This window comes from Nocardia sp. NPDC004654, assembly GCF_040609595.1.
Classification (GTDB): domain Bacteria; phylum Actinomycetota; class Actinomycetes; order Mycobacteriales; family Mycobacteriaceae; genus Nocardia.
This window is the reverse complement of record NZ_JBEXKI010000002.1, coordinates 839,916-852,963: the sequence shown is the minus strand read 5'-3', so window position 1 is coordinate 852,963 and position 13,048 is coordinate 839,916. Positions and strand designations below refer to the sequence as shown.

The window sequence follows — 13,048 nt, the reverse complement described above, 5'->3', positions numbered from 1 at the left end:
TGCTGTGTACATGGTTCGTTCACTACGCGTGCTCACAGGGGCCGAACCTCCTCGACTTGCCCGGCGTCGGGTTGTTGCGGTGGGACCTTGGTCAGCGAGGGTGAGCCGATCAGGTCGGTGATCTCGGTCTTGCGTTGCGGATCGTGCTGCGCGATCGACTTCTTCACGTCCGCAGCGTACTCGCCCTCCCACCACGGAACCGTTCGGATGAGCACCGCGGGCTGACCCGAGGTGAAGACGATCGCGCGGCCACGCGGCAGCGTGGCGAGCGCATTGACGTTGAACGTCCTCGACGAACCCAGTGATCGCGAATAACTCTTGCTGCCTTTGGATTCCGAGACCGAACCGGAGATGGAGTCGTAATCGCCGATCGCCTCGGATCGATCGCGCAGGAAGTTCATGTCGTCGACGCCGCTGCCGAGCACCTTGATATTGGCCGCCGACCACAGCGCGAGCATGCCCGCGTCGCCCCAGCATCGCGCGCCCTGCGCCCAGGACTGCAACACCGTCATCACGACGATGCCACGCGAACCGAAGTGGCTGTACTGCTTCGGCAGATCCTTCCAGCGCACCACATTGGCGGCCTCGTCCAGCACCGCGAGCAGCGGGATGGGCAGGCGACCGCCGCGCGAGCGAGACGCCTTGCGCATTGCCACGTCGATCACGGCCTCGGTCAGGGCGCTCACCAGCGGGGCCGCCGAACCGCGCCCTTCCAGCGAGAGGCAGTACAGTGTGCCGTTGCGCTCGATGAACTCGAGCTCGTCGAACTGCCTGCGGGTCTGGCCGGTGCTCGGATCGGCGCCGGGCAGGATCCAATCGTGCACGTTGGACAGCTGCAGACAGCGCACCATCTTCTTGGCGGTGCCGAAAATGCCGCTGCGGGTGCGGGGATCGGCGTTGTACTGCATCGCAAGCCCGGAGGCCATGTAGTGGTGGCGGGCGTTGCGCAGCAACTCGATCGGCTCGGTGTCGACCGGGTTGGTGACCCAGTCCCAGACCTGCACGATCGGCCGCTGCCCGACCGCCGCGGCGAGGAACAGCGCGGCGAGCAGATCCTCGGCCTCGGGATCGAAGAACTCGTCCGACTTGGACTCGGTGCCGTTGTCGGCGTCGGCGAAGTGCCCGGCCAGTCGCTGCGCGCGCATCTCACAGCCCTCGTGTCGCGCGTCGACCCAGTCCAGCGGGTTCCAGTACCAGCTGGGACTCTCGTCGGCGACGCCCTGCGGATCGAACACGAACGTGGGGCTGCCCTTGGACTCTCGCACGTCGCGGGTCGCGTCGACGACGTCGCGCTTGTTCGAGGTGGACAGCACAGGGCCGATGGCGGACAGGATCGCCGGGATGACCCGTGAAGTCGACTTGCCTTGGCGCGGACCCCAGATGTCCAGGTGCAGATCCTCGTAGGAGCCGTACAACATGACACCGTCCGCGACGCCGACGCCGATCGGCACGCCGGGCGCGTCGTCGTAGCCGAGGTTCATCCCGAGCTGTTCGGCCTTCTCGCGCACGCCCGCCTCGGTGAGCGCGCGGATCGCGCCACCCGATCCCATGTGCTGCGCCTTCTCGTCCACCGGCAGTGCGCCTTTGGTCTTGCGCTTGGTCATCTGCTTGCGCACCACCAGGTAGGCGACGGCGCACGACACCACGAGCAGCAGGATCACCGTCGCGCCGGTCGGCCAGGTGTACTTGCGGCGCGCCAGCCCGGCGACGATCTCGATCGGGTTCATCGGCAGGTCCTGCGGCTCGGCCGCCATCGCGTTGCCGAGATGCAGCGCCAGTAAAAGCGTTCCGATTACCACGGCACCGGCGTAGACCGATAACAGGCCGAGATCGGGACCGGGTATCGCCGGATCCGTCACCTTCTTCTTCTTTGCCATGTCTGTCTCCTCGAATCGCCGTGCGGTCGAAAGCGTGTGGTCAGCGGAACGCGTCGAGCCGCCAGCCGTCGGGCGTGCGCACCACGGTGGCGATCACCGTCGCGGGCGCCAGCGGTTCCTTGCGCCCGTTCGGGAAGACGACGGTCTGCTCGATGCCGATCTTGAACTGCGCCAGGTCCGGATCGGGCCCCGGCGGCGGCCGGTCCCCCGAAGCGAAGGTGAACGCCTCGACGGTGGCCTTCGCCTTGGCCCAGTCCGACCACTGCAGCGAGGGCTTGGGCGTCTCGGTGACCGACGGCTCGCCGTCCAGCATTCGTATCATGCTGGGCCCCAGCCATTTTCGCGCCCGAGCCAGCGAATCGCCCGGCGCCTCGCTCGCGGGCCGCCAGGTGTAGATCTCGCGCAGCGCCGCCACCGCGACACCGTCCGGCGTCACCGGATCCGGCGCGGGAACGTTCTCGAGCAGTCTGGTCGTGGACGTGGCGGGCTGCGGCGCACCGGAACCCGATTCGCCGGTCTGGTCACGCCCGCAGGCCGCGATCGTCATCGCCACGCTCACCACCAGCATCACCACCAGTTTCGCGCGTGCAGTTGCTCTGTCTTTCAAGGCTAACCGCCCGGACCGACACGGTGGTGGTCCGATCAGCACTCGCGCCTCGGCGTGTTCGCTCACAGTACCCTCCGCAGCCGTGCGTCGCCGGGCACCGCGACCTCGATCACGCCGCCGCCCGACCGCGCGCCCGAACCCGGCACGGACTGGATCATGCGTCCGTCACCGGCGTAGATTCCCACCTCCGCGGGCCCGCGCGGCCCGAAGGAGCTGAACACCAGATCCCCCGGCTGCGCCTTGCTTCTCGGCACCTCGACGCCCGCCTCCCACTGCTGCTCGGCGGTGCGCGGCAACGTCACCGCACCCGAGGAGGCCGCGAACACCGCGGCCGCGGTCAGGCCGGGGCCGTCCATGCCGCCGCCGGTGGGACCCTGCGGCCCGCCGCCGCCCCACACGTACGGTGTGCCGAGCCAGTCGTGCGCGGCCTCCAGGATCTGTTCGCCGCCGCTGCCCTCCTGCGGGCTGAAGCGTCCGGTCGAACCCGGTGCCCGGTACTGCGGTTCCATCGCGAGGATGTTCGCCACGTAGGGCCGGGTCTCGGAGTAGTGCGCCGCATACTGATTCGGCATGCCGCCCGACGCGAGCACCGCGCCCTCGCCCGCGTTGTAGGCGGCCAGCGTCAGCGCGGTGACATCCCCCTGGACGCGCCCTTCGGCCACCCACTGGGTGACCTTGCGGGCGATGGCACACATGTAGCGGCCCTGCCCGATGATCGCGTCGCCGTCGTCCCACACGCTGGCCACGCCGTTGCCGTCGGCGTCGATGACATACGGCCTGCCGTCGTCGGGGTTGGTCGCGGCCGCGGTGCCGGGCAGGAACTGCGCGAGACCCTGCGCGCCCGCTGGCGAGGTGAGACCCCTGCGGAAGCCCGACTCCTGCCTGCCCTGGGCGGCCAGCAACGAGGACGTGATCTGCGGGCAGAGCGAACCCGCACGGCGGTACCAGATCTCGAGTTCCTGGGGCACCTTGCCCGCGGCCAACGCGCCGCCCGCGCTGCCGAAACCGCGCTGGCAACGCGGATCGGCGGAGTACCACTGCGCGCCGCCGAGATCCGGCGTCGGCGCGCCGTCCAGCCAGGGCAGCGGGTCGATCTGACGGCCGCCGGTGAAGCGACCACCGGGGACGATCTCGAAATGCAGGTGCGGGCCGCTGGATTCGCCCGCCGAGCCGACCGCGCCGATCTGCTGACCCGCACGCACGCTCTGCCCCACCCGCACCAGCACGCCGTGGTCCCACATGTGTCCGTACACCGCCGAATACGACCGGCCGTTGGTGTCTACCGAGTCGACGACGATCCAGTTGCCGAAACCCGAGGCCGGTCCGGCCGCCACCACCCGGCCGTCGGCGACCGAGAAGATCGGGGTGCCGTCGCTCGCCGCCATATCGACGCCGCGGTGCCCGCCGTTGCGGGAGCCGAAGGTGTCCGAGATCGTGAAGGTGCCCGCGGCCATCGGCAGGGTGCGCCGGATCGGGCCGATGCCCGCGGCCAGCGAGGGCGTGCCCGTGACGCTCGGATTCGCCTGGGAGGCAGTGGGTTCGGCGGCGCCGGCGGGACTGTCGCCCGGCACGTCGCCGCCCAGCGGTGGCAGCGCGGTCTGTGAGGGGCCGAGCACCGACGCGTCCTCGCACGGGTCCTCGACGGCGGGCAGCACCACGACGAGTACCAGGGCGATCAGTCCGATCACCGCGCCGAGGGCCGTCCACAACACGCTGCGGGCGGTCACCACGCCCTCGCACGGGGACGCGGCGGGGCGCAGGTAATCGAATGCGACTCGGGGAAAATGGTCACGTGTGGCGTCGGGCTTCGTTCAGGGTGTCGGCGAGGGTGCGGTTCATTTCGGCGGCGGCAGCCAATTGTTGTTGCAGCAGCGCCACTTTCCGGCGCAGCGCGGTCGCGTCCATGCGTTCCAGCCCGGGGCCTTCCGCGGCGCGCACCCAATTGCGCACCGAGTTGGTGTGGACGCCGATCTGCTCGGCGACCACTCGGCATGCCTCGGATTCACTGCGTAGCTTGCCGGTCAGCGCGATGACCTGCTCGACGGCGGCCTTTCGCACTTCCGGCGACACTCTGCGATACGAACGATGCGGCATCATGCGGCACTCCTTCCGCCGAACAACACCGCCCATCCAGGCGCTCGGCCGATCCCTGTTGCTTCGCGTCCTGGACGGTATCTCATGCCGCGCTCCCGTTCGGGGATTCACCGCCACGCGCGGTGGATTCGGTATTCGGGCCGCCGGTGAATTCACTGAACCGCTGGTTCGTGTCGTGAATCCCGCTTTCCTTCTCCGACAACGTGAATTCCATGTGGAAGGGAATGCCGGGACGCCGATCCTCACCGATCTTCAGCAGGAATTTACCCGTGCCCGGCGGAGAGGGGCGCTGCTGGCCCGGTTTCAGCGCCTCACCCGTCAGCGCTTGCGGCGCCGACCATCCGGTCACCATGTCCTCCTCGGCGGAGGTGAACGGCACTGTGCTGTCGAGCCGCTTGACCTCCTCGGCGGGCAGCGCGCCGAAGATCTTGGCGCGGGCCCGCTCCAGGAAGCCGAGCGCCTTGGCGATCGCGGCTTCCGAGCCGAGCGCCTGCAGGTCCTTGATCGTGTGACTGATCATGATCAGCGCGGTGGCCAGGCCGCGCTGCAGACGGGTCAGCTCGTCGACGCGGTCGACCATGAAGTCGCCGAGGCCGAGCACCTGCCACAGCTCGTCCATCACCACCTGGAAGTAGCGCTGCGGGCCGAGACCCGCGTCGGCCAGCACGTGCGCGGCCTCCACCGAGGCGAAGCCGTCGGCCCAGCAGGCCAGCATCACAGCGGCTTTGAGCTTCTTGTCGCCGGTCGGGATGTGCGAGACGTCGATGCAGACGGCGACCGCCTCGGTGTCGATCGGCACCGAGGTCTGGCCGTTGAAGACCGCCCCGAACGGGCCCTGGGTGAGCGCGCGCAGCGAGCGGCGCAGGTTCTTGATCGCGACCTGGTATTCGGCGGGATCGTCGGCGCCCGCGTCGAGCTGGAGCTCCTCGCCGCCCGCCTGGATCACCTCCAGCAGGTTCTCCATGATCGGCGGCTGGTCCGGGGTGTAGCCGCTGCCGGGCTGGTAGAGGATGCGCAACGCCGTGGAGATGAGCGTCTCCTCGTAGTCGCGCACCCGCGCGCCGCGCACCAGCTCGATCAGGCCCGCGATCAGCGTGACCTGCCTGGCCCGCATGTCTTGCAGCACTTGCAGTTGCAGCGCGGGGAACTCTTCCAGCCGCGGCACCACCGAGCCGAGCACCCCGGCCGCCAGCGGGTTCAGCTTGCCGTGGCCATAGCCGAGGTCGATGATCTGACCGCCGACCAACTCCACCAGCTTGCGGTAGTCGGGCTTGACGTCGGCGAGCACCAGCGGCGTGATGCCCTGCGCGATACCGCCGAGCACGATCCTGCGCACCAGTGACGACTTGCCGAAACCGTTGAGGCCCAGCACGAACAGGCTCGGCGCGGTGATGAAGCTGCCGCGCATGAACCAGTTCATCGGGTCGAAGCAAACCGGCGCTCCGGTGTGCAGGTGCGAGCCGAGCGGCGTGCCGATCAGCGGCGCGCCCGCGCCGACCGACCACGGCCACAGACCGGCCACCTGCGCCGTCGTGGCGCGGTATTCGACGGGGCGGCCGACCACGTTCATCCGGCCGCCGCCCGCGCCCGCGTAGCCGCGGTCGGTGAGTTGGGCTGTGCTGCGGTCGAATCCGTCCTCGATGGTCTGTTCGGCGCGCGCGGCGTAGTTGCGGCGGCGGATGTCGTCGGTGCGGATGCGGAAGGTCGCCCATGCCGCGCGCAGGCCGGAACCCTCCCGGCTGACGGCCTCCAGCCGCGCCCGCGTCGAGTCGTCGAGCAGTGGCGGGCCGGACTGTTTGCGCTTGTCCGCCTTGGCTTTCGCGCGCCGGGCCGCCTTGTCCACGTGCGGTGCGCCCATGGCGCGGTCGGCGGTGTAGTCGACCTTCGCCGGGCGTTGCGGCGCCCGCCCGCCGCGACCGTTGTCGGAGCGGACCGGCCGCTCGCCGCGCACCGGGCGGTCCGCGGGCCGTTGCGGACGAGCGCCGTTGGCGCGCGCGCGTTCGTGGGCGGCTCGCTCGGCTCGCGCGTGCTCGGCGCGTGCCCGGTCCATCGGAGAGCGGTCGGCGTGCGTCCGCTCGGGACGGGCGCCGTCGGCGCGGGCGGGGCGCGCACGCCGCTCGCCCGCGTCCCGAGGCTGCCGCCGCTCCCGATCGGACGTCTCCCCCAGACCGGTCCGCTCCTCGCCGCTCACCCGCGCCGGATCCCCGGCCGGACGCCGCCTCCGCTCGGGCATCTCCTCGGTGCCGGAGCGCTGCCCGCCGCCGCGTGGGCTCGCGCCCTCGACGGGCGGGCGATGCGGCCTGCCTTCGGCCGCGGGGCGACCCCATGCCTCACGTTCGACGTCCTCGCGTCGCCTGCCGCGGCGCGCCTCCGCCTCGTCGCGCTCCCGTACGGGTGGCTCGTTGTCACGTGCCATGAATCGCTCACCCCGCCAATGCCTTCGGAATCGTCGCGTGCTCCGGCAGGATCACCCCGCACCCGAGGGAAGCCGCGAAGGCCGCCGCCTGGTATCGGTAGCACCGCCGGATCTTCAAACGCGCCTGGGTCGACAGGTCGCGCGTGATGGCCTCGATGCGCGGCAGGTCGCCGCGCAGGGGCTCGGTGATGGTCACCAGCGCCCCGAAGCGGGTCACACCGTGACCCCTCGCCTGTTCCTCACGGGCCTGCTGGGTGGCGCCCACCCGCAGGGTCGCGGCGGCCGAGACGACGCCGCGTTCGCTTTGCTGCGCCACCAGCGCGTTCTTGAAGTCGTCGTCGACGATCTCGGCGGCGTCGGCGGCCGAGTGCGGCCGGTAGACGATGGCGATACGCTTGCGCGGCACCTCCGGGTTCGGCGCGAGCAGCCGCTGCAAGACCCGCTCGTCCACCGCGCCCTCGGGTGCGGCGTCCATCTCCCAGGTGACCGACCGGCCGCCGTCGTGGATGAAGTGGTCCCACTTCTCGTCGTGCGAGACCGGGCCCGCGTCGGCCCAATCCAGCCCGTGCCCTTCGGGTTCGGAGGCCGCGACCTCGAGGTCGGCCTGCGAGGCCGGGTCGTAGCTGCGCCGGATGAAGGCGATGACCTCGTCGGCCGACATCGGCTGGGCGCGCACGCCCGCTTCGGCGAGCGCCGCGCAGATGCCCGGCAGCCGCCTGCCGATCTCGACGGCCTCCTCGGCTGGGTTCTTGCGACGCTCGGCGGTGGTGGCCTTGAACGTGATGGCGACGCGCGGCAGCAGCTGCACCCGCTCCTGCGGCAGCTCGGTGGCCAGCTCGTACATCACCTGCTGGGCCAGTTCCGGCGCTTCGGGGCGGGTGATGGTGGAAACCTCGGTGAGCAAACGGTTTCCGGTCTCGGGAACGGTGTCGATGACCGGCACCACGGCCACGATGTCGCTGGTCTGGCCCACCGAGGCGAGGAAGGTGCCCCAGGCCGAGACCCAGCGGTCGATGACCGGCTGGTCCACCGCCTCGTGACCCTGCGGCCAGGCCCGCAGCACCACGGTGTACTGCGCGAACTGCGGTAGGTGGATCATGCCGAAGCTGTAGCCGCCCGCGTCGATGCCCTCGTACAGCTTCGAGGGCGCGAGCAGTCCGGGCAGCCGGGTGACGCCGCCGGGGATCCGGGAGAACCGTCCGCCCCGATACACGTGTTCGCCGCGGTTCCGCGAGCGCATCCAGTTGAACATCATCAATCCCGTCTCATAGCCGGAGCGGCCCCCCGTCCGCCACACCAGTGGAACCATCACGGCGACGCCGACGCCGCCGACGATGAGACCCCATTGGAAGCCGCCGACCATCGCGCAGATCAGCGCCGTGATCACGACGACGAAGCCGATCACGGTCTCTTCCCAGCGCAGGCCGAAAAGGCCTGCGCTGCGCGGCTTCTGCCACAGCCCGTAGGAGCGGCGCTCGTAGGGTTCGGTCATCGTCATCGCGGAATGGTGCTCCTCCCGAGGTCGGGCGACCGGTTCGCCCAACGGTCGCCTGCCACATCACCCATGGAATCGTCGGCGTTGCGCATACTGCCCGCCGCGGCTCTCGCCGCGCCGATGCGGCCTGCCGCTCGCGCCGCACCGGACGGTACTCCGGCCGAGCCCTGCGGCTCGGAGGCGCGCGGTGGTTGACCCGCCGCGCCACCGCCGCCACCGCCGCGCGGAGGTGTGGGACGTGGTGCGCCACCGCCGCGTCCGCCGCCCGCGCCACCCGGCGGACGCGGGCCCGAGCCGCTGCCGCTGACGTAGCCCGCCGAACCGGGAGAGGCCGCGGCTTTGACCCCAACGGCCTTGGTGCCCATGGCCCCGAGCGCCAGCGCGCCGACCACGGCGCCGCCCGTCCAGGCCAGACCCGAACCGCCGGAACCGACGATCGCGACGGCCGGGGTGACCAAACGCATGAGCGCGGGCAGCACGAACGCCACGCTGCACAGCAACACGATGGCGACCAGCATGCGCTGTGCCTCTTCGCCTTCCGGCAGACCGGTGGTCGAGGTGAGCCCGTCGACGTGGCCCGCCGTGGTGAACGCGATCATGTAGACGATCGCCGCCACCGGTTTGAACAACATGAAGGCGATGATCCAGCCGATCAGCTTCTGATACGACGACTTGCCGATGTTCATGCCGGACGCGGCGGCCGCCAGCGGCAGCACGCCCGCCGCGATGATCAGCAGTCCTTGGCGGACGATGGCGAACACGATCTGCGCGAGCGCGCCGAGCAGGCCGACGATCGCGATGATCAGCACCAGACCCGGCGAGAAGGCTTGCAGCTTACTGGTTTTCACCATCAGCTCGGCCAAATCCTTGGCGTTTCCGTTGGTGGAGTCGTTGATGATCCACTCGGCGAAGCGATCCGAGGCCTGGGTGCCCGCCACGATGATGGCGCCGAGCATCCAGGAGCTGAAGACCACCCTGGCGAACATGCGGAAGGACTCGGCCGCTTCGCTCACCGCCGCGCCGCGCCTCGCCTCGGCTAGTCTCGCGCCCGATAGGATGACCGAGGCTATGAGCAGCAATATCTGGATCTGATAGGTGTAGTCGTTGATTCTGGTGAACAACGACCCGTTGTCGCTGGCCGCCTCGTTGGGCACCTTCATCCAGAACGTCAGCGCCAGGATGATGGCCTCGCCGAGGCCGTTCATCAGCGAATCCACCACCTTGCCGAAGGTGGAGTCCCACGCCTTGTCCTTGACGGCGGTCGCGGCGTCGCCGGGATGCGACGCGGCGTTGCCCGCCTTGCACACCGCGGACGCGGCGTCGCCGAGCGAGATCCCCGGCAGGCCGACACCGTCGAGGGTGTCGTGGATCTCGTTGCACGTCTCGTCGAAGCCGTAGGTCTGGCCGTAGGCCACCGTCGGCGTCGCGATCATCACGGTGAAGATGACCGCGAGGATCGTCACTAGTTTTTTCACCATCGTGTCCACCCCTCGATGCTCCGCAGGGACTCGATCTGGACTTGCTGCTCGCCGGTCACCGGCCTGAGCTTCCAATCGCCGTCGCGCCAGACGACCGCAAGGCGCATGCCCACCCATGTTGGTTGGCCATCAACTGTTTCTCGTGCCTTTCTCGCGAACCGCACGATCGCGGAATCGTCGGCGTAGCTTTCGATTCGGTACGCGTCCGAAGCGAACAGCAGGGGTCTGAGCTTCTCCGGTATCCGTTCGGAGACCTTGCCCTCGGCGACCAGCCGGTCGTACTCCGCCAGGTACTGCGGAGACACCTCGACCAGCCGGAGCAGCAGGTCTCGATCACGCGGGTTGGCGTTGGTGCGCCAGTAGATCTGTTCGGCGGCGAGCGCCGCGCCCCGCGGGGTGTGCGCGAAACCGACGGCGGCGTTGCCCTCGATGCGCGCGGGCCCGTCCGAGCCGGAGAAGCGCACGACGGGACCGCCGAACAGCTTCTGCCAGATGCCTTCGCCCTCGGCGGGCGCCGGAGCGGCGGTGAGCCAGTCCGGCTGATCGGGTCGCGTCGGCACACCCGAAACCTGTTGCAGCGCAACCCCAGCCGGGTTCACCGGGACGTCGACCGGTCTGCCGAAGAGGTCGGTCTCCCGTCCCGCGAAGCCGACGAGGCCGTGCGGACCTGCGGCGGGTTCCGTCGTTCCGGTCGCGGTCACCTCGGCGGCCACGCTGCCGTCGCGGGTCGCGGTCACCGTCACACCGACGGCGATCGCCACCGCCAGCGCCGCGCCGAAACCGAGCAGGGGCAGCGGTGCGCGACCGCGGCCGGATACCGGGCCCGCGGTCACCACTTCGTCCACCCCTCGAGCGACTCGATGTATTCGGTCTGCGCGCCGTTGCTCGTGGCGGGCTTGAGCCGCCAGTCGCCCGCGTCCCAGACCATGACCAACCGCAGCGCCGCCCACAGCTGCTTGCCGTCGACGACGGGCCCGCGCGAGGCGAACCGGACGATGGCCAAGTCGTCGGCGTAGTTCTCCACCTTGAACGCGTCGGAGGCGACGAAGTAGCGAGTCACCTTCTCCGGCTGTTGTTTCGGCAGCCGATCCTCGTCGAGCGCGCGGTCGTAGGCGGCGATCTGCTGCGCCGAGACGCGCACCTGCCGCACGTAGAGGTCGCGGTCGGCGGGGCGGGCGTTGAGCCGGTAGGTGATCTGCGCGGCCGCCAGCGCGGCGCCCTGCGGGGTGTGCGCGTAACCGACGGCGAGCCCGTCCTCGATGCGGGTCGGCCCGTCGGAGGTGGAGAACGGCACCGACGCGCCGTAGACCCGCTGCCAGCCGCGCGGGGCGAGGGTGCCCTCCGGCGCGGCGGTCAGCCAGTCCGGGTCGGACGGCTTGCGCTGATGCGTCGGATCCTGCGGAAGCGGTTGTCCCGCAGGATTGTTCGGGACGTCGACGCGCCTGCCGAACAGGTCGACCTCCGGGCCCGCGAAGCCCTCGCCGGTGGTCGCGGCGAATTCGGCCTCGTTGTTGCCCGCGGCCTCGTCGTCGCGACCCAGATACACCACCGCGCCGACGATCACGATAAGCGCGAGCAGCGCCGCGGACGCGATCGCACCGAAGGAGACGCGATCACGCGCGTAGTCCCTATCGCTCACGACTCCACCTCGCTGGCGCTCGGCTCCGTCGTGCGCGAGAGCGCACTGTGCCGATGGTTCACTCGCTGGCGCTCGCTCACGACTCCACCTCGCTGACGCTCGGCTCCGTCGTGCGCGAGAGCGCACTGTGCCGATGGTTCACTCGCTGGCGCTCGCTCACTTCGGCGCCTCCAATGTCACTATGTCGGTGGGTAATACGTCGATGGCCTCGACGGGGCGTGCGGTCGAGTCGGGGTCGGGCAGTCGTAATCTCCAGTCCTCGGCGAACCACTCGACAACCGTGTGGTTCACCGCTTTCGAGCCGTCCGAGTACTCGGTGTACACGTCGACGGCGGTGCGTTGCTCGGTGTAGTCCGTGATCTTGTACCCGAGCAGCCGCGGGGCGTACTCGGGCTCGGCGGGCCCGGTGATGGACAGCTGCACCCGGCTCACCGCCCACTCGTCTCTCGCGGGTCCCGGCACTACCTCGGCTGCGATCACCTTCGGCCACTGGTCGTCGGCGGCCACCGACAGGCGCACGGTGTGGGTGATGGCGGCGACGGCCGCACCGGGCGGTGACTGCTCGAAACCCGTTGCGGCGCCGTCGGCGAGCGACGCGGGTCCCTGGTCGCTGTGCGGCAGCGCCACACCCTGGTAGGCCTGCCAGCGCAGCCCGCTGGGCCGCGCGGCCAGATCCGGGCCCGTGGGCTGGTCCGCGCCGCCGCAGCCGACGGCGGCCGCCAGCAGCACCACGCCGAACATCCCGGCCGCGGATCTGCCTCGCCGCCCCGCGCCGTGCGGGTGCGACACCGAACGCGGCCGCGCCGCTGTGCAGTTCATGTCCGAACCGTCTCCATCAGGGGCCCGCGGCTCACGTCGGTAGGAACGCCAACGCGATACCCGAGGCGGTGCTGGCGACGATCGCGCCGATCAGGCTCATCACCACGCCGTGGGTCGCGTCGTTGACGGCCAGATCGCTGCGGAAGGCGATCCACAGCCTGCCCGCGGACAAGATCATCCAGGCGAGGCACACCAGCAGCACGAACCACAGCAGCCAATTCAGCAGCTGCATCAGCGGTTCGAGCACCTCGGAGGGCATCTGCTTGTAGGCGAGCAGCTCCGCCGACATTCGCACGGTGGACATGGTCGTCCTAGATGACGGCGTTCATGATGGTGCCCGCGCTGGTGGCGACCACGCCGCCGATCATCGCGCCCGCCACCATCTTCGGCGATTCGAGCCCGCCCCCGGTCCACTTCTCCCAGGCGAACCGGCCGCCCGCGTAGATGATGCCGCAGACACCCGACAGCAGCACGAACCAGGTCAGGTAGCGGACCAGCTGCAGGATCTTCTCCGACCCAGGCGGCGCCTCCGGAGTCGGGTTACCGACCTGAGCCAGCACGGTGCCGTACGTGTCCTGCACGGCGAGGAGGAACATGCTCATCGGATGCCTTTCTCGAAATTG

Annotated in this window: 12 protein-coding genes; all 12 read right to left on the bottom strand. The window is 70.0% G+C overall.

Annotated elements, in window-relative coordinates:
- Positions 1-32 precede the first annotated feature (32 nt).
- The 12 genes from ABZV58_RS09685 to ABZV58_RS09630 all read right to left on the bottom strand — a co-directional run bounded on the left by ABZV58_RS09685 (position 33) and on the right by ABZV58_RS09630 (position 13,027).
- Entirely contained in the window at positions 33-1,877 is a 1,845-nt protein-coding gene (locus ABZV58_RS09685) for a TraM recognition domain-containing protein (RefSeq protein WP_354999699.1), read from the bottom strand.
- Positions 1,878-1,917: 40 nt separating this feature from the next.
- Entirely contained in the window at positions 1,918-2,445 is a 528-nt protein-coding gene (locus tag ABZV58_RS09680; protein WP_354999698.1) for a hypothetical protein, read from the bottom strand.
- A gap of 101 nt (positions 2,446-2,546) precedes the next feature.
- A complete protein-coding gene (locus ABZV58_RS09675; protein WP_354999697.1) occupies positions 2,547-4,211 on the bottom strand; it encodes a peptidoglycan DD-metalloendopeptidase family protein in 1,665 nt (554 codons plus the stop codon).
- 61 nt (positions 4,212-4,272) lie between these two features.
- Positions 4,273-4,581: a transposase gene (locus tag ABZV58_RS09670; protein ID WP_067779958.1), complete on the bottom strand. Its 309-nt coding sequence runs from the start codon at positions 4,579-4,581 to the stop codon at positions 4,273-4,275.
- 79 nt (positions 4,582-4,660) lie between these two features.
- A complete protein-coding gene (locus ABZV58_RS09665) occupies positions 4,661-6,994 on the bottom strand; it encodes a hypothetical protein (protein WP_354999696.1) in 2,334 nt (777 codons plus the stop codon).
- A gap of 7 nt (positions 6,995-7,001) precedes the next feature.
- Complete coding sequence (locus tag ABZV58_RS09660) at positions 7,002-8,492, bottom strand: SCO6880 family protein (RefSeq protein WP_141809824.1); 1,491 nt, start codon at positions 8,490-8,492, stop codon at positions 7,002-7,004.
- Entirely contained in the window at positions 8,489-9,967 is a 1,479-nt protein-coding gene (locus ABZV58_RS09655; RefSeq protein WP_354999695.1) for a hypothetical protein, read from the bottom strand. The genes ABZV58_RS09660 and ABZV58_RS09655 overlap by 4 nt, the downstream gene beginning before the upstream one ends.
- Positions 9,961-10,812 (bottom strand): hypothetical protein, encoded by an 852-nt coding sequence (locus ABZV58_RS09650; protein WP_354999694.1) that lies wholly within the window; start codon positions 10,810-10,812, stop codon positions 9,961-9,963. The genes ABZV58_RS09655 and ABZV58_RS09650 overlap by 7 nt, the downstream gene beginning before the upstream one ends.
- Entirely contained in the window at positions 10,797-11,606 is an 810-nt protein-coding gene (locus tag ABZV58_RS09645; protein WP_354999693.1) for a hypothetical protein, read from the bottom strand. The genes ABZV58_RS09650 and ABZV58_RS09645 overlap by 16 nt, the downstream gene beginning before the upstream one ends.
- A gap of 156 nt (positions 11,607-11,762) precedes the next feature.
- Complete coding sequence (locus ABZV58_RS09640) at positions 11,763-12,425, bottom strand: hypothetical protein (protein WP_354999692.1); 663 nt, start codon at positions 12,423-12,425, stop codon at positions 11,763-11,765.
- Between the two features lie 31 nt (positions 12,426-12,456).
- Positions 12,457-12,729, bottom strand: a complete 273-nt coding sequence (locus tag ABZV58_RS09635; protein ID WP_354999691.1) for a hypothetical protein — start codon at positions 12,727-12,729, stop codon at positions 12,457-12,459.
- Positions 12,730-12,736: 7 nt separating this feature from the next.
- Positions 12,737-13,027: a hypothetical protein gene (locus ABZV58_RS09630; RefSeq protein ID WP_354999690.1), complete on the bottom strand. Its 291-nt coding sequence runs from the start codon at positions 13,025-13,027 to the stop codon at positions 12,737-12,739.
- Between the last annotated feature and the right edge of the window lie 21 nt (positions 13,028-13,048).